The following is a 21994-nucleotide window of genomic DNA, read 5'->3' as shown; positions in this document are numbered from 1 at the left end:
TCTACCTCATTGCCACAATGACTCGTATAACCAGTGTATCGCCAACGAATCACAGAACTTTAGATCAAAAGACAAAAACCCGGCGCACGCCGATGAAGCGTAGCCGGGTTTTTGTCGTGCCCGCCTTTTACTTCGCGGACTGCTGAGCGTTCAGCGAGCTGAAGAACGACGTAATGTTGCTCGCCGTAGCCTTCATCTGCCCTACCAGCAAGTCCATGGCGTTGTACTTGGCAGTCAACGTCTTCGTCAGGTTGGCGACACGCAGATCCAGCGCCAACTGCTGCGACGTGAGGCTGCGGGTGTTGTTGTTCAGAATGGTCATACGCTGATCAAGCAGACCGCTGGTGGTTTTACCATCAGCAGAAGCTTTGAGGTACGGATCGACCGCTTTGCTCATTCGCGCCAACAGACCGTTTTTGTCGTCGGTGCCGGAGAACAGCTGCTGCACCTGACCAGTCATGCCTGGCTGAGACATGGCCTTGTTGAAAGCCGTCGCGTCCAGCGTCAGCTTACCGGTGTCGCGATCGGTCATGACGCCGATCTGCGACAGCACACCCAGCTCGCCAGGCGACGAAGTGGTCAATTGGGCACGAATGTCCGCAATCAACGTCCGCGGCAGAGAATCACCGGTAAACGCGGCCTGCACCGTCAACTTGCCATCTTCGTCCGGCGTTGCCTTGGACAGGCTATCGATAGTGGTCTTGAGCGTGTTGAAAGCGTCGACGAATTGCTGAACCGAAGCCTGCAAACCCTTGGTGTTGGTATCGACAGAGACCTTGACCGCGGTGGGGCTGGCTTCCACCAGGTTCATGGTCAACCCACTGATCGCGCCGCTCACTGTGTTGCTCTTGCTGGTAACGGCAAGACCATCAATGGTCAGCTTCGCATCCTTGGCAATATCGCCCACAGCCCCCGAATCACCAGCGGCCGGGGTCGCAGACATGACCTTGGTGCCATCGATTTCCAGACCGGCAATACCACTGACCGTCAGGTCGGAGCCCGCGCCCGTCTTGTTGGAGCTGATCACCAGACGCGAAGCGCCCGAGCTGTCGGTCACGATGTTGGCGGAAACACCGTTGACACCCTGCGCCTTGTTGATGGCATCACGGGTAGTCTGCAAGGTGGCATTGGCCGGAATATCGACATTGTAATCAGTGCCATTCTGACTGATTTTCAGGGTACCACTCGGAATGGCACTGGCCGCGCCGCCGGCAAAGGATGCACTGGCTACTTTCGAGCCGGTGGCCAAGTTATTTACCACGACACTGTATGTGCCCGAAACAGCCGTGTTATCGGAAGTAGCGGTCAGCGTTGTCGGGGTAGACGAGGTCGCCGCGTAACCGGCAAACGCAGGGTTGGTCTTACTGCCCAGATCGGTCATTGCCTTCTGGTAGGCCGCCAATGCGTTTTTCAGCGCACCGACACCGGAAATCTTCAGGGTGTTGGTTTTGGTCGCAGAATCGATCTGCGTCTGCTTCGGCGACTTGTCGGCGTTTACCAGCGCGGTCACGATCGCGCCGATGTCCAGACCGGAACCCAGTCCGGAACCCGGTAGAATTGGACTTGCCATGTGCATCTCCCTTCAGATTGTTGCCATTCTTTTGACCGTTACACGCATCTTGAGAACGGACAAACATAATTCATGCCAGCTATCAGACTTTGGCGTCAAACAATACGTGACTCGCATTGGCGAGGCTGTCTGCCAGCTTGAGGGCCTCTGCGGAGGGAATCTGTCGTACGACCTCACCCGTCTCGCTTGCGATCACCTTGACGATGACCTTTCCAGAGTGTTCATCGATGGAAAACTCCAGATTGCGCTTGATCGACTGTACAAACTTTTCGATCTCCTGCACCGCCAGTTTCAATTTGGCGTCGTCCGAATCCTGACTCTTGGCAGCGACCGGCGCTTCAGTCTTGGCAACTTTAGGCGTCTCTGACGGTTTGTCAGCAACCGGCGTTACTGGCTTGGGAGCCGGATAAGACACGTTAAGCTTTACGCTCATGTCCATGCTCATCACCTCCTAACGAAAAAAGCGAGAGAGCGCGACCAGCGCACTCCCCCGCTCAAACTCATTCCGAAATTACTGAAGCAGCTTCAGTACAGCGGAAGGCAGTTGGTTGGCTTGAGCCAGTACGGAGGTCGAAGCCTGTTGCAGGGTTTGCTGCTTGGTCAGGTTAGCAGTCTCTGCGGCGAAGTCGGTATCTTGTACGCGACCTTGTGCAGCAGTGGTGTTCTCGGTGATGTTCTGCAAGTTCTGGATGGTGCTGGTCAGACGGTTTTGCGAAGCACCCAGGCTGGCACGAGTTGCACCGATGGCAGCGATTGCAGCGTCGATCGCGGTGATCGCGTTGTCGATGTTCTGCGAAGCGCCAGTTACGGTAGCACCGGTCAGGGACAGAGTACCGCTACCTACCGACAGGCTTACTGCGTCGAACTTGGAGCTCAGTACCAGGTCGATGTGGTTAGCCGAACCGGTGTTTGCGCCCACTTGCAGGGTCACAGTACCAGCCGAACCGTCCAGCAGGTTTTTGCCGTTCAGGTTGGTCGAAGCCGAGATACGGGTGATCTCGTCGGACATCTGAGCGAATTCAGCGTTGGTAGCGGTCTGGTCAGCAGTGCCGTTGGTACCGTTACGTGCTTTAACAGCCAGTTCACGCATACGCTGCAGGATGTCGGTAGTAGCTTGCAGAGCGCCTTCAGCGGTCTGGGCAACGGAGATACCGTCGTTGGCGTTCTGGATGGCTTGGGTGTTACCACGGATCTGCGAGGACATACGGTTCGAGATCTGCAGGCCAGCGGCGTCGTCTTTAGCGCTGTTGATTTTCAGGCCGGAAGACAGGCGCTGCATCGAAGTCGACAGAGCGTCGGAAGCGCGGTTCAGGTTTTTCTGAACGTTCAACGACGTGGTGTTGGTGTTTACTGTTAAAGCCATGACGAATTCCTCGTTGGTTGGGTACTGCGGCTTCCGGCCCTGGCAACCGCCGGGTATGGCCTAGAGAACCTTCGTAATAGTTATCGTCGGGTTTGCAGGTTGCTTGAGGGCTTTTTGAAAAAAATTTGCCATCACCCTGCCACCCCCGAGAAAACAAAGACTTAGCAGTACGTCAGCCGCGAAAAAATGACGTCATAAAACCGACTGCCGCGCAAAGCTGCGGGCCAGTGCTGTCGGCCTGCTCAGACCGGAACACTTTCCAGCAACTCGATCAATTCGTACTCCATATAATCAGCCAGCCCCAACCAGTCCTGGCGCTCCTGACAATCGAGCATTTGCATTAACAGCTGCGCCCACACCTGCTGAACCTCTGCCGGGGCAGACGCTAAACATTGCTGGGCCTTTTCAAACACATCGACCATCGTCAGCGCCGCCTCGACATCGCGCCCGAGGCGAAACAAACCCGCACACTGGCGACATTCATCCTTACAGAGGCTCAGCGTACTCATTGCACAAACTCCGGGTTGAAGTCGGTTCCGGCGATCAGCGCCCCGGAGCGGCTGCTGTTGAGAAATTCGACCTCTGGATGTGCAGCGATATAGCGCTCCAGCACACACAAATAACCGCGAAAGTTGAGCTGTGTGGTCACCCGCTGACCCTGCCCATCGCGCACCCAGTGCCGCGCCTGATTCACACCCGGCCCCAGATCGCCATCGCTCCAGCCCGCGTGAGTCTTGTTCATCGGGAAGGCGAAATCGGCGCCAAATAGCGTGATGCGAGACGCGCCCATTTGCACCGCCAGATCGACCGCCGGATGGATCACGCTGCCGCCGACGTGCAGCAGCGCGCGCGGATGCTGTTCACGCAACCCGGCGTACACCGGACTGGCCGAGTAACCGCCATAGCGCTTGCCCTTCCAGGCCCGCAGAACCTCGGGATCGCTCACGGGCAAATACACCAGCGGGATACCGTCAGACGCCTCGAACGGCAAATGACGGAAGCTGATGCGCTGATCAATGGTCACCACCAGATCCGGAACGATCCCGTGCTCAATCAACGGCCGATACGCCGTGTCGACACAGATGAACAGCGGGCGCTGAGCCTGATTCCGGAGCGCTGCCAATCGTTCAAAGTGCCCTTCCAGAGTCGGCCCGGTAGCGATCACGTAGATCTCGCGATCGGTGCAGGTACCAAACAACTGCGCCACATCGTCATCACCCAGCAGCACCGGCAAGCAGTCCTGCAAGCGCTGTTGAATGAACGGCGACTGCGCGTCGAATTCGCGATTGTTAAAACTCAGATGGACTTCATTGACCAGCCGATCGCGAATCTTCGCGTTGTAGTCATCGGCCAGCAACATCTCGGCAGGCAGGGCAAAAAACGGCGTGAACAAGTCCGGATGATCGGCAGCGTAAAACAACTCAACCCGCGGGTCTTCCAGCCACTGACGCTGATCGAGCAGTTGCACCACCAGCGCAAACAGCGCGCCATTGAGGATGTGCACGTACAAGCGTTGCAATCCCGTCCGCTCAAGCAGCACACCGGGCAAATCACCGAGACCGGTGCCATAGACGTGCAGTTGCGCCTTGTCCGGCAGGCTGGCCGCCTGAATCTGCGCTTCATGGAGGCGATCGTGACGACTGGTGAGCTGGATGCCGTTGATGCTCAGCGTCGAGCCTAGCCCCTCAACCAATTGAGCCGCAATGGCCGTACTGTCTTGCGCCATCAGTCGTTCGAACAGCGCCGGCCAGCGCCGTTGCAACACCTCGGCATTGGCTTGAAAAAACTCGCTCATGGCGCCTCGCGCTCCCTTCCAGGCAAAAAAATAGCGTTCAAGGTTAACCTTGAACGCTATTTTTGTATCCGCCGTTTTTGCTCGGACTCAAGGGCGATAGATGATCGCCGAGCCCCATGACAGACCGACACCAAAACCGCTCAGCGCAATACGCTGCCAATCGGAATCGATGACGTGTTTCTCCAGCAGCAACGGAATGCTCGACGACACGGTATTCCCGGTCTCGACCATGTCCTTGATGAACTTCTCCGGCTCGCCTTCGAAACGCCGCGCCACGGCATCGACAATCGCCGCACTGCCTTGGTGAATGCAGAAGGCATCGATGTCATCGGCTTTCAGACCGGAATCGTCGAGCAGTTCGTGCAAGTGTGCCGGGACTTTGAGCAGCGCAAAGTTGAAGACCTGACGACCGTTCATGAAGAACACGCCATCGGTGACTTTCAAGTGCGGTGCACCGGAGCCGTCGGTGCCGAACTTGGCTTTGCCCAGTGCCCAGGTCGGCTCTTCGCCCATCCACGTAGCCGTCGCGGCATCGCCGAACAGCATGGTGGTGTTGCGGTCTTCCGGATCGACGATTTTCGAGTACGGGTCAGCGGTAATCAGCAGGCCGTTCTTCAGGCCGGCAGCTTCCATGAAGCCCTTGATCGCGTAGATGCCGTAGACATAACCGGAGCAGCCCAAGGAAATGTCGAAGGCCGCCACGTTGGTCGGCAGACCGAGTTTGTCCTGCACGATGGCGGCGGTGTGTGGCAGGCCTTCTTCGTCACCGTTCTGGGTGACGACGATCAAGGCGTCGATCGATTCACGTTTCAGATCCGGGTTGCTGGCAAACAGCGCATTGGCCGCTTCCACGCACAGGTCGGAGGTTTCTTGTTCAGCGTCTTTGCGCGGCAGGAATGCCGAACCGATCTTGCCAAGGATGAATTCTTCATCCTTCTCGAATTTTGCACCTTGTGCGTAATTGTCCACGCCGGCTACAGGAACGTAGCTCGCAATGCTTTTTATGCCAATCATTACGGCTTCCCAATAAAAAACAGCCCAAGACCACCGCTCGCAAGGATTTCGAGGGGCGCCGACAAACAGAAAACGGCCGCCACAAAGGGCAGCCACGGGGAGCGCAAAGGGCTATCACTGGAATCGAAAACGAGCCAGGCGCCATCTCCCCGATCAATACAATACAGTGAAGATGCGCGTTATGACTCGCAGGTCACGCTATTTTGCCGAATCGGTGCAGATCGGGTTATTCGACCAACGACCAGTCCAGCGGCGTGCCGCGCTTGATTGGCGCGCGCGCGCGGCGGCCGAGGACGGCTTCGGTGTGCTTGGGCGGCAGACCGAGGCCGGGGCGAATGGCGCGCAGATTGTCCCCGGTAAAGGTGTCACCGGCGGCCATGTCGGCCGTGACATACAGCGAACGGCGATAGACCAGCGACTTGCGCTCGGCCTCGGTAACGCCGTAATGCACCTGGCCCATGGCTTGCCAGGCGCGCTCGGTTTCCACCACCAGGCTGGCCATTTCCGCCGGTTCCAGGGAGAAACTCGCATCGACGCCCCCCGCTGAACGGTCGAGGGTGAAGTGTTTTTCCACCACCGTCGCCCCCAGCGCCACCGCAGCCACCGACACGCCTACGCCCATCGAGTGGTCGGACAGCCCCACCTCGCAACCGAACAGTTCCCGCAGATGCGGGATCGTGCGCACGTTGCTGTTGAGCGGTGTCGCCGGGTAGGTGCTGGTGCATTTGAGCAAGACCAGATCCTTGCAGCCGGCTTCACGCGCGGCGCGCACGGTTTCATCCAGTTCAGCGATACTGGCCATGCCGGTGGAGATGATCAGCGGTTTGCCGGTGGCGGCCACACGACGGATCAACGGCAAGTCAGTGTTTTCGAAACTGGCAATCTTGTAGGCCGGCACATCAAGGCTTTCGAGAAAGTCCACGGCGCTGTCATCGAACGGTGTCGAGAACGCGAGCATCCCCAGTTCCTTGGCACGAGCAAAAATCGGCGCGTGCCATTCCCACGGTGTATGGGCCTTTTCATACAAATCGTAGAGCGAAGTGCCGGCCCACAGACTGCCCGGATCCTTGATGAAGAATTCGCCTTCAGCCAGATCCAGGGTCATGGTCTCGGCGGTGTAGGTTTGCAGCTTCAAGGCATGCGCCCCGGCCTTGGCCGCTGCGTCGACGATTTGCAGGGCCACGTCCAGCGACTGGTTATGGTTGCCGCTCATCTCGGCGATGATGAAGGGCGGCGCATCGGCACCGATCAAGCGGTTACCAATCTTGAAACTAGTCATCGGGGTGATCCTTCAAAACACGGGTGAACGTACAGGCACTCTGAGTGAACCCGGCGTCATGAAACACATTCAACGAGGCACGATTGCCCGGCAGTACCTGAGCGGTAATGGCGGTCAATTGCGGCCAGTGCCGGGTGACGAACGCTTCGCCCCGCGTCAGCAGCGCCTTGCCCCAACCCAGGCCGAAACGTCCCTCAAGCAGGTAGATCGAGACTTCGGCTTCAAACCCGCGCAGGTCATAACGCACAACGCCGACCGGGCCGTCATCGGCTTCGGCGATCAACAGTAAACGCTGCGGATTACGCAGACTGGCGGTCAGCCAGTTGACGTGCTGCGACCAGTCGATTTCAGCGCTCGCCAGCGACCAACGCCGCACCGGTTCGGCATTGCGGCCATCGAACAACAGCCGTGCATCCTCTAACGTGGCGGGACGTATGGCGAGCACTGCGCCGGCCAGAGCGGCAGCAACGCGCAGCGCTCCGCGTCCGTCGACCAGTTGCCGCGAACGTTCGGCCAGGCCCTGTCGCAAATAATAATTGTCGGCGACGAAGCCGACGGCGTCGCGCAACTGCTCGACACTGACCTGCTCACGGGCGCCCATGAAAACATGTGCCCCCGTTACGGCCATGACTTCGCCGTTGGCCTGCTGGTTGTTCGACACGGCAATGCAAATTGTCGGCAAGCCCAACGCCGCGCGCTCCCAACTGGTGCCGCCACCGGCGCCGACAAACAGGTCGGCTTCGCTCATGCGCTGGTAGAAATCGCTGACAAAACTGTGCAGACGCCAGTTCGGCCGTGTCTCGGCCAATGCCTGCATCTGCGCCCACGCCGGATTATCGGCGCCAGCGACGAAGTCCACCTGCAGCTCGGTGAAATCCGCCAGGGCCAGCATCGCGTGGTGGGTTTGCATTGCGGCATCGAATCCGCCGAAGTTAACCAGTACCCGGCGCGCCTTGGGCTTGATCTCGATGGCAGGGCAGTTGAATTCTTCGCGCAACAGCGCATAACGCGGCCCGAGCAACGTGCGACAACCTTCGGGCAGCAACGGCGCATAGTTTTCACTGAGGCCGGAAAGATTCTGATTGAGCAACAAATCGACGCTGTAGCGCCGGGTGGCAAGATCATCCACCGCTGCAATTCGGTGCGCCCAGCGCCGCGCTGCGGTTTGCCAGTGATGATCGAGACCGTAGTGGTCGACGATGATCCAGTCAAACTCGGCCTGACCTTCAAGCTGCGAGCCCAGCGCATCAATGTCGGCCTGCCACGGCAGCATCGATTCGATGGCTTGCTGTGGATCTTCATTGGCGTAGCGCTCAGGCAGCGCGAACGTTTCGAATCCCTCGGCGCGCAATGCCTCCAGACGATGTCCCGGCAACCGTCGACAGGCGAAGGCGACATGACTGCCCTGCGCGCGCAGCACTCGCGCCAGCGGCAGGCAGCGGGCGATGTGCCCGCTGCCGATGGTCGGCGAGGCGTCGGCACGAATCAGCACTCTCATTGCAGCTCTCCACCAGCCTTGAGCGCGGCGTATAGGTATTCGGCGCGCTTCCAGTCTTCAAGGGTGTCGATGTCCTGCACCAGATGCCGGGGCAGAATCACCGGCAGGCTTGCTGGCGAATAGAGCACCTCGCCGCGCAACCACGCCTCACGACGACCCCAATAAAACTGACCGGCATCCTGAAAAGCTTTGGGCAAATCCTGCGAGCGGGTGTTGCGGAACTCGGGATACAACGCGCGCAAGGCGCCCTGCTCGTCCAGCGTCAATGCCCGTTGCACCGGAAAGCCGAAATCGCAAACGGAGAACGCAAACGACTTGTCTGCATGCCGTTCCAGCAACTCCAGGCCTTCACGTAGATAACGCACCTGCAACAGCGGTGCCGTAGCGTAAATGCAGCAAGCGAAATCGAAGGATGGCAGTTGCTCCAGCGCATGCACGATCACTGCCGCCGTGCCGGTGAAATCATCGGCCAGGTCTACCGGGCGCAGAAATGGCACCTGCGCGCCATGGGCTCGCGCCACATCGGCAATTTCGGCATCGTCGGTGCTGACCACGACCTGATCGAACAAGCCCGATTCCAGCGCGGTGCGGATCGAACGGACAATCATCGGCACGCCGTCGAACGGCAAAAGGTTCTTGCGCGGGATGCGTTTGCTACCGCCACGGGCCGGGATGATTGCGACGTTGCTCAAGGGCGCTTTTCCAACAGGAACCAAGTGATGTCGTCCACAGGAAACTGCGGATCGCGGTGATAGACGAAACCATAATCCAGCAAGTGCAAATCGGCATAGCGATCGAGCATTTCACCGGCAAAATCGCGCTTGAACAGCTTGCCGCTGTTGCCACGATAGGACACCTCCACCGGTGCCGGATTGTAATACTCGGCGATCAGGATGTAGCGCTGGCTCAACGCGTACAACTGCGCATAAGCGGTCGGCAACAGCTCCGGGGCCAAGTGAATCAGCACGCCTTTACTCAGGGTCAGGTCGTAGCGGCGCTCGCGCGGGAAATCGAACAGCGAGCCATGCCAGATCTGCGCAATGTCCAACGCCCGTGCCTGAGCACAGGCGCTGTCGTTGATCTCGACGCCGAACAGTTCACAACGCGGCAGCAGTTGATGCAACGCCTGCAAATTGTTGCCGGCATTGGTGCCCAGCTCGACCAGACTCTCGATACCTGTAGCCCGGCTCAGCGCTTTGGCAAACAGCGCCAGGTTCGCCGCCACTAGCGGCTGACCGACATTGCGCGCGACGTACTGGTTGCCGAAGTCGCCCTGCCAGAACTTTTCCTGCTCACTCAAATGACGCATTGCAGATACTCATCCTTTGCCTCAGCGGCAATTATTCGGTCAGCCGACGCAATTGCTCGACCACGTAATCCTGTTGCGCATCGCTCAACAGCGGAAACAGCGGCAGGCTGATCGCCTCGGCGTAATAACGCTCGGCCTCGGGGAAATCGCCCTCGGCGAAACCCAGGTCGCGATAGTACGGCTGCAGGTGCACAGGAATGTAGTGCAGATTCACGCCAACACCGGCAGCACGCAAGCCTTCAAACACCTGACGATGACTGAGGCCGATGCGGTCGGTCTGCAGCCGAATCACATACAGGTGCCAAGCCGATTGCGCCTCAGGCTGAGGGCTGGGCAACGTCACCGGCAAATACGCCAGCAAGCGATCGTATCGCGCCGCGAGTTCACGACGTCGGGCGATGAAGTCGTCGAGTTTGCTCAGTTGCGACAAACCCAGCGCGGCTTGCAGATCGGTCATGCGGTAATTGAAACCCAGCTCGATCTGCTGGTAGTACCACGGGCCGTGGCTCGGTTCGCTCATCTGCTGCGCATCGCGGGTCATACCGTGGCTGCGCAAACGCTGCAGGCGCTCGGCCAGTTGCGGCCGATTGGTCAGCACCATGCCGCCCTCGGCGCTGGTGATGATTTTCACCGGATGAAAGCTGAACACCGTCATCGCTGCGAATTCACCGCAGCCGACCGGCCGCCCGGCGTAGGACGCACCGACCGCGTGAGACGCATCTTCGATCACGGTGAAGTTGTAGCGCTCGGCCAGTTCGGCAATCTTGCGCATGTCGCAGCTCTGCCCGGAGAACGCCACCGCTACTAGCACTTTGGGCAAAGTGCCGTCCTGCTCGGCCTGATCGAGTTTCGCTTCGAGGGCGAACGCATCAAGGTTCCAGGTCAGCGGATCAATGTCGACGAAGTCAACTTCGGCAGCGCAATAACGTCCACAGTTGGCCGAGGCAAGAAAGGTGTTCGGCGTCGTCCACAAACGATCACCCGGCCCCAGGCCTGCGGCCAGACAGGCAATGTGCAGCGCCGCTGTGGCGTTGCACACCGCGACGGCGAAGTCAGCCTGGCAACGCTCGGCCATTGCCTGCTCGAAACGCTCGATGCTCGGCCCTTGGGTCAGCCAGTCCGACTGCAGCACTTGGACGACGGCATCGATGTCTGCCTGATCGAGGCTCTGCCGACCGTAGGGAATCATGCCGAGAGCTTCGCGTGCAGATCAGCGATCTGCCCGACCGAAAGGAAATGCGGATTGGTGTCGGAGCGGTACTCGAAATCCTCGCTCACGGCACGCCCCTGCTCGCCGAGTTTGTCGACGGCAAAATCAACATCGACGCTGGTAAAGCGAATCGACGGCTGGATGGTGTAGTGATCTTCGAACTCGAGGGTCATCCGCGCATCGTCCAGCGGCACCATCAATTCATGGAGCTTCTCGCCGGGACGAATGCCGACGTTCTTGTGCGGCAGGTGTTCAGCCATGCCGCGCGCCAGATCGACAATGCGGATCGATGGAATCTTCGGCACAAACACTTCACCGCCGTGCATCCGCGCAAAGCTGTCGAGGACGAATTGCACGCCGTGGTCGAGGGTGATCCAGAACCGCGTCATGCGCTCGTCAGTGATCGGCAGTTCCTGTGCGCCATCGGCGATCAGTTTGCTGAAGAACGGCACCACCGAACCACGGGAACCGGCCACGTTGCCGTAGCGCACCACGGCAAACCGCGTTTCCTGCTCGCCGGCAATATTGTTGGCAGCGACGAACAATTTGTCCGAGAGCAACTTGGTCGCGCCGTACAGGTTGATCGGGCTGGCGGCTTTGTCGGTCGACAGCGCCACAACCTTTTTCACGCCATTGTCGATGGCGGCGGCAATGATGTTTTCCGCGCCATTGACGTTGGTGCGGATGCATTCGGTGGGGTTGTATTCCGCCGCCGGCACTTGCTTCAACGCCGCGGCATGCACCACGTAGTCGATGCCGCGCATGGCCTGACGCAGGCGATCGGCGTCGCGCACGTCACCAATGAAATAGCGCATGCACGGCGCGTTGAACGTCTGCTGCATTTCGTACTGCTTCAGCTCGTCACGGGAGAACACCACCACGCGCTTGGGCTGGTATTGCTCGAGCAGGCGCGTGATGAATTTGCGCCCGAACGAACCGGTGCCGCCGGAGATGAAAATCGATTTACCGTTGAACATATGCTGATTCCTGTCCGGCGCGCTTAAGCGAGCAACTGTGCCCAGTTGATCGAGGCATTTTCACCCAGGGTGAAACCTTTGCCGCTCAGCGCCAGGTTGGCGTTGTAAGCCGGATCCTGCGCGAAGACGCCGCTCCATTTCTCACGCAGTGCCGCCAGTGCTTCTGGCGCCTGCGGCAACTCGCCGGTATGCAGTACCTGCACCAACGGCGTCCACACGGTGAGGTAGCCGGCCTGACTCGCCTTGAGGCACAGATCGACATCGGCATAACCCTCGACGAACGTCACTTCATCCAGCCCGCCAAGCGCGTTGAACAGCTCTTTGCGCACCATCAGGCAGACCTTCGACACGGCCGAGTAATTCTGCTCGACGGCCAAGCGATGCATGTAGCCGTCTGCTGCGTGACTTTCGCCGATGAAGGCCGAACCCACGCCGTCGTTCAGGCCAAGAATCAAGCCGGCCTGGGCCACCTTGCCGTCACGGTCGACCAATTTCGCACCGACGATGCCCACTTCCGGACGCTGGGCGTGGTTGAGCAGCGAATCGATCCAGTTCGGGTTGACGACTTCACTGTCTGCGGCCAACAGCACCAGATACTCACCTTGAGCCTGCTCGCTGGCGGCGTTGTACAGCGCGACTTCGCTCAGCGGCTGATCGGCACGCAACACATTGACTTTCGCGTGGCGCAGCGTGCCCAGCCAGTCGTTGACCGCTGCCGATTGATTGGCGTTTGCCGCCAGCAACACTTCATAACGACTGTAACGGGTTCTGAGCAACACGCCTTCCAGGCAGCGGCGCAGCACTGGCAGATCATCGATCACCGGCACAATGATCGAAACCAGCGGCTGCTCGGTGTGGCGGTAATCGATTTGCCAGGTGCCCGGCGCCGTCGACGTGACCTTGGCCTTGTAGCCGCGATTGCCCAGATGACGCAGCAACGCCTGACGTTCGTGGGCGTTTTCTTCGAGCTCTGCCGCCTGGGTGATCAGCAACGGCTCGTCGAGATGCGCCAGACCGTCGAGGCCACCCTGCTCGATGATGCGCAACAGCAGGTCGAATTCCAGCGCTTTGCTGAAGTCAGCCTGATATCCGCCGGCTTCAAGCAACACTTCGCGGCGGATCAACCAATGGCGCGCCATCAGTGCCGGCACGCTTTGCAGCAGATCCAGGTTGAAACCCGGACGGAACACGTCAACCAGCGCGCCATTGTCCTTGCGCTGGATTTCATCGGTGGCCACCGCACGCACACCTTCGGCCGACATCAGCTCCAGACTGGCGCGCAACAGGCCGCTGGCGGTGAACTGGTCACCCGCCTCACCCAGCAGCAACCAATCGCTTGGCGACTGCTGAGCGCTCTGGTTGAGCTTGTCGACAAAGTTGCTTTGGGTGACACGAACAAAGTGCAGGGTGTTTTGTGCCGTCGTCGCCGCCGGTGCTTCGCCGGTGGTGAACACGACAATCCTGAACGCTTTGCAGTGACCTTCCAGCAGGCTGTCGAGCGACACCTGCAACTTGTCGATGTCGTTGTCCAGATCAAGCAGGAAAATGCCGAATTGCGGGCCACCGCCCTCAGTCGCCAGATGTTGGCCTATCGACTCGAGTTGTTCGATCGCCGGCGCGCGAGCCGCCAGCCACTGCAACAGGCGACCGGACTTCATTTTGCCGAACACTGGCTGATGATCTTCGACCAATAGCGCTTCGAGACGGGCGATCCACTCGCGCATGGCTTGCGCAGCGCTTTCGTCGCCGACGATGTCCAGTTGGGTCGCCAGACGTTTGACCACGGTCAGGTTGAACGCATTCAGATCATGGGCCTGCCATAACCGGTCAACCACACTTTCCGCCGTGTCGTTATTGCGCGCCTGCAACAGGTGCGCTTGCCGGGCCCACACGCCTTCCAGTCCTTCCAGTTGCATGCGACCGGCCGGCAGGGTGTGCAACATGAATTCGAACTGCTCCAGACGCTCAAAGAATGCCTGGTTGTAGAACGGCATTTCAACGTACTGCAGCGGGCCAAAACGACGATCCGGCGCCTTCAGTTCCTGGTTCCAGGTCGATTCGATAATCAGCTCGGCAGTCAGCGCCCGCCCGGACTTCAGGCTGTCGGCCATTGCCTCGAAACTCTCCAGGGCAAAGGCCTTGGCCTGCCCGGCATCCAGCCCTTCGATAGCGGTAGGCAGCGAGACGAGAAACTCGGCAAACGCCTCTCGTTCGGCGACCGATTTGGCGTCGACGTAGGTCAGCGAGTGATACACATCGGTATTGTGCTCGGAGACACCGTAGTTGATCTCGCGCACCACGTACGGAATCGGCAGGATGCGGGCCTTGGCACTGGCCAGCAGGTAGTAGACGTGGCCGATTTCCTGCCACTGGAAATTGGTCCCCGGCGGCAACGCCGAGTGCCAGTTTTTCATCAGATCAGTACGGGTTACCGCGTAGAACGGCGGGATGTACTGGTTCATGTAATCGAGGACGCGCTCCTGCGCCCGCTCGGACGCATAGTCTTCCTGGACTTTCTTGTCGCGGCGGTAGTAGTTTACGCCATGAGCCAATGACAGGTACATCAGGCAATAGCCGTGACACATGCCGTAATCCGGATTGGCGTGCAGGAAACCCACGGACTCGGCCAGCGAATCGTGCAGGATGAAATCGTCGTCGGCCGCCAGCACCATGTATGGCGTGGTCAGTTTCTCCACGCCATACGCCAGTTTGGCCTGCATGCCCCAGTACGCGAACTGCGGCACATGGTGGTAATCGACGGCGTCAAAGTCGCCTTCAGGTCGTTCGAGTGTCGAATCGAGCACCATGATTCTGCAGGGCAAGCTGCTGTAATACTTCACCGCCCGGCGCAAAAACGCCGGCCGATTGTGAGTAATCAGGACGACGGTCAATAGCTCTTCGAGCGGTAGCGCCAGTTCAGAACTGTACTTGCCTTGCATAACTTCTCTCCACAACCGGCGACTCGCCGAAACAACGCTTGGTGATGTTGCGAATTAACGGACGCGACGCAGATAGCCGTCCGGCGCCACGGTGATCAACAGCTTGTTCTGCAACTGCTGGTCGATCTCGAAATCCTGGTTCTCTTCCAGGTATTTCCACACGGCGGTTTTCGGGTTGTCGCCCGGGCCCCACGGACGATCCGGGAAGAAATCGGCCGGCATGTCTTCAACCACGGTGTCCATGACCACGCAGTAGCTGTCGACCGACACCAGCGGTGCGTACAGACGCAGCTCTTCCAGTACGTGATCGTGGGTGTGGTTGGAGTCCAGAACCAGAATGACTTTCTTGCCTTTGGCCGCAGCCTGCACCTGGGCAGCAATGCCGGCGTCGATGCTCGAGCCTTCGATCATCTTGATACGCTTGGCCATCGGGTGGCTTTCGATCGCTTCGCGGTTGTGCGGGCGAATGTCGAGGTCGATGCCCAGTACTTCGCCGTGGCCCTGCAGCTCCAGCAACGAGGCGTAGTAGATGATCGAACCGCCGTGGGCGATGCCGCACTCGATGACCAGATCCGGTTTGACCTGCCAGATGATCTCCTGCATGGCCATCATGTCTTGTGGCAACTGGATGATCGGACGGCCCATCCACGAGAAGTGGTAGCTGTATTTGTGCTTGGCCGATTCATTGAAGAAATCGCGGGCCAGCCCGGTCAGTTTCTGGTCGTCACCCTGCTGGGCAATCTGTTCCCGGCACTCGGCTTCGAAGGCTTGGTTGATGCTGTTGTCGGTCATTTTAATAATCTCAAGGGTCACTGAAACGAAGCGCTGTCGACGGCGTGATAGACGTAGCGTCCACCGGTCATCCGCTTGATCTCTTCGAGGTAATTGGAATTCATCACAAACAGGTTGGCGCCTTCGGGCAACGCGTCCATGGCCTCTTGCGGCGAGGACACCCGCGCGCCGCTCAACGGCAGATAACGCCCCTGTTTGGCCGGGTTGATATCCACCACACGGTCCACCGCCACACCGGCACGTTGCAGGAACAGCGAATAGATCACGCCTTTGGACGAAGCGCCCCAGATCGCCGAACCCTGCTCGGGGGCGGACTGAATGATCTGCACGGCGCGATCGAGGCTGGCGGTGAAGCCGTCAGGCAGGGCCAGGCGCGGCACCGGTTGATCCGGAGTCAGGCGCAAGGTCGACAGGTCGGCGACGATGTACAGGTATTGGCCACCGAACAGGTGACCGGCCTCGTGCACGGTGCCGAACATCCGGCGCAGGTCATCGAGACGGAAATAATTGACGTGTTCGTAGAACAGGTCGAACCAGGCTTTGTGCTCGAGGATCCAGTCAAAGCACGGCACTTCGATGTAGATCTGTCCGCCCTGATTGGCGTTGGCCATTTCAGCGAGGAAACTGACCGGATCCTGAATATGCTCCAGCACATGGCGCAGGACGATGGCGTCCGCTTCCAGACCCAGGCCCCGTGTGAAAGGTGCCTTGATCACGTCGGCATTCTCGCCTTCGTACGCCGGATCAATGCCGGTGATCGAATAGCCGAGGCCCTTGAGCAATTCCAGGAAATAGCCTTTGCCACAGCCGACTTCGATCAGCTCCTGGCCTTTGAAGTGCTTGGCGATGATGCCTTCGACGTCACTCAAGTGCTTCTGGAACTGGCCGGAATGCGCCTGCTCGTTCTGGTAATCGGCGTCGTAGCTGAGCTTGTCGGCGTCGAACGCCGCGTTGAAGATCAGACCGCTGCGCTCGTCCTGCACCAACAGCATGTCGGCACTGGCCGAGGCCTGCGCCGACGCGGGATCGGCAAAGGTGCGATTCTGCAGCACCGGCAGGTCGGTGACCCGGTACAACTCGTGCCTCATTGCGGCTCTCCCAATAACTGTTGCAAGCGCTCGGTCACCGCCCAGAACGCCAAGGGCTCGTGGGTCGGATACGGGTAGTGGCCGAGGTTCAGATTCAGTGTCGCGCCACGTTCGCGCAGGCGCTGTTCAACCAATGAACGCACCGACACCGGTTGGCCGCTGGCGCAATTGATCACGCCGTCGAAGTCGTGTCGTTGCAGGATCGCGGCGAGGTAGCCGGCAGCGTTTTCAATCGGCAGAAAATCACGCAACTGCTCGCCGGCCGACATGTTGAACGACGCCTCACCGGTATCGATCGCCCGGTCCAGAGCCGCCAACAGGCTGTTGGGGTTCTGCCCTTCGCCATGCAGATAGAACAAGCGCGCCCACTGCAACGTGAACGGCAGTTCCTGCTGCAGGTTTTGCAAAAACAGGTGCAGCGTGTGCTTGGCCAGACCGTAAGGGTTGCTCGGCTGCGGCGCGGAGCTTTCGCTGAGCGGACCGCTTTGCATGCCGTATTCGAAACAGGTGCCGGTGACCAGCACCTGCTGCACGCCCGCCTCGACCGCGCTTTTGATAAAGCGGTAATCGGCCATCAGGTTGTGCTCGAAATGGAACAGCGCCCGATAGTTCGGCAAGCCCGGCCAGGCCAGATGCGCCAGCGCATCGATACCAGCGGTCAACGCAGCGAAATCGAGATCGGCGGCGTGAATATCCGCGCTCACAAACTCGACGTCGTTGATCCACGGCATGCCTTTCGCGATTTCTACGTTGCGCGCCACGGCGCGGATCTCGCAGCCACGGGCCAGCAACGCCGCAACCAGATGGCGGCCGACAAAACCGGTAGCGCCGGTAACCAGTACCTTCACAGCACTTTCAACTCGGGCACGGCGATCACAAAGCGGCCGTCCCACTGACGCACTTGCGCCAGTTGCTGACTGACTTCGTGCAGCAGGTTCCACGGCAGCACCAGCACGTAGTCCGGTTTTTCGATGTCGATCTGCGCGGGCGCAACGATCGGAATGCGACTGCCCGGCAGGAATTTGCCCTGCTTGTGCGGGTTGGCATCAGCCACCCAGGCGAGCAGGTCCGGTTTGACCCCGGCGTAGTTGAGCAAGGTGTTGCCCTTGGCCGCAGCGCCGTAACCGACTACCCGCTTGCCGTCGGCCTTGGCCTGCAACAGAAAGCGCAGCAAGTCATGCTTGATGCGTTCAGCGGCAGGCGCGAGGGTTGCGTAGTACTCGACGGTTTTTACCCCGGCCTCGAACTCGGCCTGCAACTGTTGTTGCACCGCTGGTTGAACCGCGCGGTGCTGGCCGTCCTTGCGCTGGACGAACACCCGCAGCGAACCGCCATGGGTGCTCAGTTGGCTGACGTCGAAGACTTCCAGACCATTGCGCTCGCACAGGGTCTGCACGGCGGTCAGCGACAGGTAGGAATAGTGTTCGTGATACAGCGTGTCGAACTGCGCGCCAGCCATCAGCGTCAGCAGTTGCGGGAATTCGAAGGTGGCGACGCCGGTCGGCTTGAGCAGCGTCGCGAAGCCTACAAGGAAATCGTTGATGTCCGGCACATGGGCGAGCACGTTGTTGGCCGCCATCAGGTCAGCGCCCCAACCTTCGCTTTTCAGTTGCGCAGCAGTGTCGCGACCGAAGAACAGCTCACGGATCTCCAGGCCTTTTTCGCGTGCCGCTTGTGCAGTGCTGCGCGTCGGTTCAACGCCCAGGCAGGCAATGCCGCGAGCGGCGACGTATTGCAGCAGGTAACCGTCATTGGCGGCGACTTCAACCACACGGCTGTCGGCGGTCAGGCCGAAACGCTCGACCATCTCGGCGACATAGCGCTCGGCATGGGCCAGCCAGGTGCTGGAGAACGAACTGAAGTAGGCGTACTCGGCGTCGAACAGGCTATCGGCGCTGGTGTAATCCTCGGTCTGCACCAGCCAGCATTGCTGACACACCGCGACCTTCAGCGGCACCCATTGCTCGGCCTGCTCCAGGCGATCAGCGTGGACGTAGGCGTTGGACGGTGGCGAGGTGCCGAGGTCGATCAGCGGCAGGCTCAGCGGTGCGGCGCACCCACGGCAGTTCATAGACGCACTCCAGCAAAGTGTTGATCGAGCGCGGGATGGCTGGAGTCACGCGCTGACAAATTATTGACAGGCAACGGCCAGGCAATCGCCAGCCGTGGATCATTCACCGACAGCCCGCCCTCGTGCTCCGGCGCGTAATCGGCGCTGTGCAGGTAAAGCAATTCGGCGTCTTCGGTGAGGGTCTGGAAACCGTGGGCAAAGCCGGCCGGTATCAACAGGCTGCGGCCGTCGCCAGCCTTCAGATGCTCGGCGTGCCAGTGCAGAAAGGTCTCGGAGTCTGGGCGCAGATCCACCGCCACGTCCCACACTTCACCGCGCAGGCAAGTGATCAGTTTGGCTTCCGGGGCATTGGCATTCTGATAATGCAGACCGCGCACACTGCCCTTCTCACGGGTGCAGGAATGGTTGATCTGACGAATATGGAACTCACTGCCGAACGCACTCAGGCTGCCTTCGCAGAACAGCCGGGCAAAGTGTCCGCGCTGATCTTCGAAACGTTTGTGCTGGACGTTGAACAGTCCGGCCAGCGGCAACGCCTTCAGGGAAAACTCGCTCACAGCGCGCCTCGGTACAGGTTCAGTTGGCCGAGGGTGACGTTGCGCATGTCATCGCCGTTCTGCCACGCCAGATGCCAGTCGAGGGTCTGGGCCAGACATTGTTGCAAGGTCCAGCGCGGATGCCAGCCAAGTACTTGGCGTGCGCGGCTGCTGTCCAGACGCAGCAGGCCGGCCTCGTGCAGTTCGCTTTTTTCGATGCGCAAACCGCACGCCTGCGGCCAGCGGCTGGCGAGCAATTCGACCACTTCGCCGACACTGCACATGTCCGCTTCACCCGGGCCGAAATTCCACGCCCCGGCGTATTCCGGGCCTTGTTCGTAGAGACCTGCGGCCAGTTGCAGGTAACCGGCCAGCGGCTCCAGCGCGTGCTGCCACGGGCGCACGGCTTGCGGATAACGCAGGGTCACCGGTTCGTCGGCGCTCCACGCTTTGAGCACGTCAGGAATCAGGCGCTCAGGGGCAAAATCGCCGCCGCCCAGGACGTTGCCAGCGCGCGCGGTGGCCAGGGCCAGACCGTGCTCGGCGTACTTGTCCGCCGGGAAAAACGACGCGGCATAAGACTGTGCGAGCAATTCACAGCAAGCCTTGCTGCTGCTGTAAGGATCGTGGCCACCGAGGGCTTCGTCTTCGCGGTACGGCCACAGCCATTCCTTGTTGGCGTAGACCTTGTCGGTGGTCACCAGCACACAGGCGCGCACGCAGCCGACCTGACGAATCGCTTCGAGCAGGTTCAGCGTGCCCATGACGTTACTGGAGTACGTGCCGAGCGGATCGCGATAGCCTTCGCGCACCAACGGCTGAGCCGCCAGGTGCAGAACGATTTCAGGCTCGGTGTCGGCGATGATTTCCAGCAAGGCACCGAGATCCCGCAGATCACCGCGCTGATCGTTGATGCCCTCATGCACCCGCGCCAGTTCGAACAAGCTCGGCTCAGTCGACGGATCCAGGGAAAAGCCGCTGACTTGCGCGCCGAGGCTTTGCAGCCACAGGGTCAGCCAGCTGCCTTTGAAACCGGTGTGTCCGGTGACGAGGACGCGTTTGCCGCGCCAGAAATCCGCACTCAGGCCCATTGCTTCCATGGGGCCTCCCCGCTCTGCCACAACGCTTCGAGATGGTTCTTGTCGCGCAGGGTGTCCATCGGATGCCAGAAGCCTTCGTGCTCGAAGGCTTTCAACTGTTCGTCAGCGGCCAGACGCGCCAGCGGTTCGGCTTCCCAAGTGGTGGCGTCATCGGCGATGTACGGCAGCACTTTCGGCGAGAGCACGAAGAAGCCACCGTTGATCCAGCCACCGTCACCGCGAGGCTTTTCGGTGAAGCCCAGCACTTGATCACCCTGACGCTCAAGCGCGCCGTAGCGGCCCGGCGGTTGCACGGCAGTGACGGTCGCGAGACGGCCGTGGGCTTTGTGGAAATCCACGAGTTGAGCAATGTTGATATCGGAAACGCCGTCGCCGTAAGTGAAGCAGAACGCCTCTTCATCCTTGAGGTAACGGCCGGCACGCAGCAGACGACCACCGGTCATGGTTTCCTCACCGGTGTCGATGAGCGTGACGCTCCACGGCTCGCTGTAATTCTGGTGCACGTCCATGCGGTTTTCACGCATGTTGAAGGTGACATCAGAGGTGTGCAGGAAGTAGTTGGCGAAGAAGTCCTTGATCGCATAGCCCTTGTAGCCGAGGCAGATCACGAAGTCGTGAATTCCGTGGGCGGAATACTGCTTCATGATGTGCCAGAGAATTGGCTTGCCGCCGATCTCGATCATTGGCTTGGGCTTGAGGTGCGACTCTTCACTGATGCGCGTGCCGAGGCCACCCGCCAAAATAACTGCCTTCATCGTCTCCCCTCTTGTTCTTCACCGGGCTGCGCATGGCTTTGTTGAGCGCTGCGGGCCGTCTGGCTAAACCTTTTGCCGCTCCGGGCGCCGCTGGAGTGACCGCGAGCGCTCGTTTTATGGCGATTTACAGGGGACTTGCAGGAAACGCGCCAGCTCCACAAGCCCCCTCACCCTAACCCTCTCCCAAAGGGAGAGGGGACTGACCGAGGTGTTTGGGAGAGCTACGCCGACGTGAAATACCGAGTCGAACTCAGGTTTTGAAAGTCCGAAATCGACTCCCTCTGGAACAAGGGGAAAACCCACCACAAATCCAAAGCCGACCACGCCCCGCTCCTCACCACTCAACAGGATGAGCGTTAGCTCGGCTGCAGCTCTTGATCTTGATCCACGAGCGACGTCGGAAGGCTGAGCGGAGGGATTGATCCGGGGGGGGGAGCGCAGCGACCGTTTGGCGAAGCCAAACACAGCGAGAGGAGGTGCAGCGAAGCAAACCGTAGGCGCTGCGCCCGGATCGATCCCGCAGCGAAGGAACCCCGAGCCCCAGCGAGCGGGCCGTACGCAGGAGCAAGCGTTAATGAGATGGTCAGCCCGGTGAGATCCTCGGCGGGTCTAAACTTGCCGAGGCTCTCTTTTTACCGAAGGAGGATCTCTCATGAATACCATCACGCTTTTGGGTATCGACATCGGCAAACACACTT

At 59.8% G+C, this 21994-nt stretch carries 20 protein-coding genes; all 20 read right to left on the bottom strand.

Annotation, left to right across the window (positions count from 1 at the left end):
* Nucleotides 1-127: 127 nt before the first annotated feature.
* Nucleotides 128-1570: a flagellar filament capping protein FliD gene (fliD, locus tag AC0ZWN_RS24830; RefSeq protein WP_095126505.1), complete on the bottom strand. Its 1443-nt coding sequence runs from the start codon at nucleotides 1568-1570 to the stop codon at nucleotides 128-130.
* A gap of 82 nt (nucleotides 1571-1652) precedes the next feature.
* A complete protein-coding gene (locus AC0ZWN_RS24825; protein WP_007920057.1) occupies nucleotides 1653-2009 on the bottom strand; it encodes a flagellar protein FlaG in 357 nt (118 codons plus the stop codon).
* A 72-nt stretch (nucleotides 2010-2081) separates the two neighbouring features.
* A complete protein-coding gene (locus tag AC0ZWN_RS24820; protein ID WP_007920059.1) occupies nucleotides 2082-2933 on the bottom strand; it encodes a flagellin domain-containing protein in 852 nt (283 codons plus the stop codon).
* A gap of 242 nt (nucleotides 2934-3175) precedes the next feature.
* Nucleotides 3176-3442 (bottom strand): hypothetical protein, encoded by a 267-nt coding sequence (locus tag AC0ZWN_RS24815; protein ID WP_476336982.1) that lies wholly within the window; start codon nucleotides 3440-3442, stop codon nucleotides 3176-3178.
* Nucleotides 3439-4728, bottom strand: coding sequence for a motility associated factor glycosyltransferase family protein (locus AC0ZWN_RS24810; protein ID WP_476336981.1), 1290 nt, complete (start codon nucleotides 4726-4728; stop codon nucleotides 3439-3441). The genes AC0ZWN_RS24815 and AC0ZWN_RS24810 overlap by 4 nt, the downstream gene beginning before the upstream one ends.
* A gap of 87 nt (nucleotides 4729-4815) precedes the next feature.
* Nucleotides 4816-5742, bottom strand: coding sequence for a ketoacyl-ACP synthase III (locus AC0ZWN_RS24805; protein ID WP_034153282.1), 927 nt, complete (start codon nucleotides 5740-5742; stop codon nucleotides 4816-4818).
* Between the two features lie 226 nt (nucleotides 5743-5968).
* Complete coding sequence (gene pseI, locus AC0ZWN_RS24800) at nucleotides 5969-7021, bottom strand: pseudaminic acid synthase (RefSeq protein WP_476336980.1); 1053 nt, start codon at nucleotides 7019-7021, stop codon at nucleotides 5969-5971.
* On the bottom strand, nucleotides 7014-8519 hold the full coding sequence (gene pseG, locus AC0ZWN_RS24795; protein ID WP_476336978.1) for a UDP-2,4-diacetamido-2,4,6-trideoxy-beta-L-altropyranose hydrolase: 1506 nt from the start codon (nucleotides 8517-8519) through the stop codon (nucleotides 7014-7016). The genes pseI and pseG overlap by 8 nt, the downstream gene beginning before the upstream one ends.
* Entirely contained in the window at nucleotides 8516-9211 is a 696-nt protein-coding gene (gene pseF / locus AC0ZWN_RS24790; protein WP_476336977.1) for a pseudaminic acid cytidylyltransferase, read from the bottom strand. The genes pseG and pseF overlap by 4 nt, the downstream gene beginning before the upstream one ends.
* Entirely contained in the window at nucleotides 9208-9828 is a 621-nt protein-coding gene (locus AC0ZWN_RS24785; protein ID WP_476336975.1) for a pseudaminic acid biosynthesis-associated methylase, read from the bottom strand. The genes pseF and AC0ZWN_RS24785 overlap by 4 nt, the downstream gene beginning before the upstream one ends.
* Nucleotides 9829-9859: 31 nt before the next feature.
* Nucleotides 9860-11017 carry a UDP-4-amino-4,6-dideoxy-N-acetyl-beta-L-altrosamine transaminase gene (gene pseC / locus AC0ZWN_RS24780; RefSeq protein ID WP_476336974.1) on the bottom strand — a complete coding sequence of 386 codons (1158 nt, stop codon included), beginning with the start codon at nucleotides 11015-11017 and terminating at the stop codon, nucleotides 9860-9862.
* Nucleotides 11014-12015, bottom strand: a complete 1002-nt coding sequence (gene pseB / locus AC0ZWN_RS24775) for a UDP-N-acetylglucosamine 4,6-dehydratase (inverting) (protein WP_194936415.1) — start codon at nucleotides 12013-12015, stop codon at nucleotides 11014-11016. The genes pseC and pseB overlap by 4 nt, the downstream gene beginning before the upstream one ends.
* A 23-nt stretch (nucleotides 12016-12038) precedes the next feature.
* Nucleotides 12039-14954, bottom strand: coding sequence for a TIGR00180 family glycosyltransferase (locus tag AC0ZWN_RS24770; RefSeq protein WP_476336971.1), 2916 nt, complete (start codon nucleotides 14952-14954; stop codon nucleotides 12039-12041).
* A 54-nt stretch (nucleotides 14955-15008) separates the two neighbouring features.
* Nucleotides 15009-15746, bottom strand: a complete 738-nt coding sequence (locus AC0ZWN_RS24765) for a cephalosporin hydroxylase family protein (protein WP_093439633.1) — start codon at nucleotides 15744-15746, stop codon at nucleotides 15009-15011.
* Nucleotides 15747-15763: 17 nt separating this feature from the next.
* Complete coding sequence (locus AC0ZWN_RS24760; protein WP_476336969.1) at nucleotides 15764-16834, bottom strand: class I SAM-dependent methyltransferase; 1071 nt, start codon at nucleotides 16832-16834, stop codon at nucleotides 15764-15766.
* Nucleotides 16831-17682, bottom strand: a complete 852-nt coding sequence (locus AC0ZWN_RS24755) for an NAD-dependent epimerase/dehydratase family protein (protein WP_476336967.1) — start codon at nucleotides 17680-17682, stop codon at nucleotides 16831-16833. Before AC0ZWN_RS24755 ends, AC0ZWN_RS24760 begins: the two co-directional genes overlap by 4 nt.
* On the bottom strand, nucleotides 17679-18905 hold the full coding sequence (locus AC0ZWN_RS24750; RefSeq protein WP_476336965.1) for a methyltransferase domain-containing protein: 1227 nt from the start codon (nucleotides 18903-18905) through the stop codon (nucleotides 17679-17681). Before AC0ZWN_RS24750 ends, AC0ZWN_RS24755 begins: the two co-directional genes overlap by 4 nt.
* Complete coding sequence (locus AC0ZWN_RS24745; protein ID WP_476336963.1) at nucleotides 18902-19462, bottom strand: dTDP-4-dehydrorhamnose 3,5-epimerase family protein; 561 nt, start codon at nucleotides 19460-19462, stop codon at nucleotides 18902-18904. The genes AC0ZWN_RS24750 and AC0ZWN_RS24745 overlap by 4 nt, the downstream gene beginning before the upstream one ends.
* On the bottom strand, nucleotides 19459-20541 hold the full coding sequence (gene rfbG, locus AC0ZWN_RS24740; RefSeq protein WP_095050161.1) for a CDP-glucose 4,6-dehydratase: 1083 nt from the start codon (nucleotides 20539-20541) through the stop codon (nucleotides 19459-19461). Before rfbG ends, AC0ZWN_RS24745 begins: the two co-directional genes overlap by 4 nt.
* Nucleotides 20523-21296 (bottom strand): glucose-1-phosphate cytidylyltransferase, encoded by a 774-nt coding sequence (rfbF, locus tag AC0ZWN_RS24735; protein WP_186624419.1) that lies wholly within the window; start codon nucleotides 21294-21296, stop codon nucleotides 20523-20525. The genes rfbG and rfbF overlap by 19 nt, the downstream gene beginning before the upstream one ends.
* Nucleotides 21297-21994: the final 698 nt, after the last annotated feature.

Source organism: Pseudomonas sp. 3B-A001-10F (assembly GCF_056313565.1).
Note: the sequence above shows the minus strand (reverse complement) of the source record. Positions and strands in the feature narration are given on the sequence as shown.

Excerpts from the sequence above, each read along its gene's own strand:
- pseC (WP_476336974.1), bottom strand. The coding sequence starts at position 11,017 with ATGATTCCCTACGGTCGGCAGAGCCTCGATCAGGCAGACATCGATGCC.
- rfbF (WP_186624419.1), bottom strand. The coding sequence starts at position 21,296 with ATGAAGGCAGTTATTTTGGCGGGTGGCCTCGGCACGCGCATCAGTGAA.
- AC0ZWN_RS24750 (WP_476336965.1), bottom strand. The coding sequence starts at position 18,905 with ATGAACTGCCGTGGGTGCGCCGCACCGCTGAGCCTGCCGCTGATCGAC.
- fliD (WP_095126505.1), bottom strand. The coding sequence starts at position 1,570 with ATGGCAAGTCCAATTCTACCGGGTTCCGGACTGGGTTCCGGTCTGGAC.
- AC0ZWN_RS24805 (WP_034153282.1), bottom strand. The coding sequence starts at position 5,742 with ATGATTGGCATAAAAAGCATTGCGAGCTACGTTCCTGTAGCCGGCGTG.
- pseB (WP_194936415.1), bottom strand. The coding sequence starts at position 12,015 with ATGTTCAACGGTAAATCGATTTTCATCTCCGGCGGCACCGGTTCGTTC.
- AC0ZWN_RS24825 (WP_007920057.1), bottom strand. The coding sequence starts at position 2,009 with ATGGACATGAGCGTAAAGCTTAACGTGTCTTATCCGGCTCCCAAGCCA.
- AC0ZWN_RS24785 (WP_476336975.1), bottom strand. The coding sequence starts at position 9,828 with ATGCGTCATTTGAGTGAGCAGGAAAAGTTCTGGCAGGGCGACTTCGGC.
- AC0ZWN_RS24820 (WP_007920059.1), bottom strand. The coding sequence starts at position 2,933 with ATGGCTTTAACAGTAAACACCAACACCACGTCGTTGAACGTTCAGAAA.
- AC0ZWN_RS24815 (WP_476336982.1), bottom strand. The coding sequence starts at position 3,442 with ATGAGTACGCTGAGCCTCTGTAAGGATGAATGTCGCCAGTGTGCGGGT.
- pseG (WP_476336978.1), bottom strand. The coding sequence starts at position 8,519 with ATGAGAGTGCTGATTCGTGCCGACGCCTCGCCGACCATCGGCAGCGGG.
- AC0ZWN_RS24810 (WP_476336981.1), bottom strand. The coding sequence starts at position 4,728 with ATGAGCGAGTTTTTTCAAGCCAATGCCGAGGTGTTGCAACGGCGCTGG.
- AC0ZWN_RS24760 (WP_476336969.1), bottom strand. The coding sequence starts at position 16,834 with ATGAGGCACGAGTTGTACCGGGTCACCGACCTGCCGGTGCTGCAGAAT.
- AC0ZWN_RS24770 (WP_476336971.1), bottom strand. The coding sequence starts at position 14,954 with ATGCAAGGCAAGTACAGTTCTGAACTGGCGCTACCGCTCGAAGAGCTA.
- pseI (WP_476336980.1), bottom strand. The coding sequence starts at position 7,021 with ATGACTAGTTTCAAGATTGGTAACCGCTTGATCGGTGCCGATGCGCCG.
- rfbG (WP_095050161.1), bottom strand. The coding sequence starts at position 20,541 with ATGGAAGCAATGGGCCTGAGTGCGGATTTCTGGCGCGGCAAACGCGTC.
- AC0ZWN_RS24765 (WP_093439633.1), bottom strand. The coding sequence starts at position 15,746 with ATGACCGACAACAGCATCAACCAAGCCTTCGAAGCCGAGTGCCGGGAA.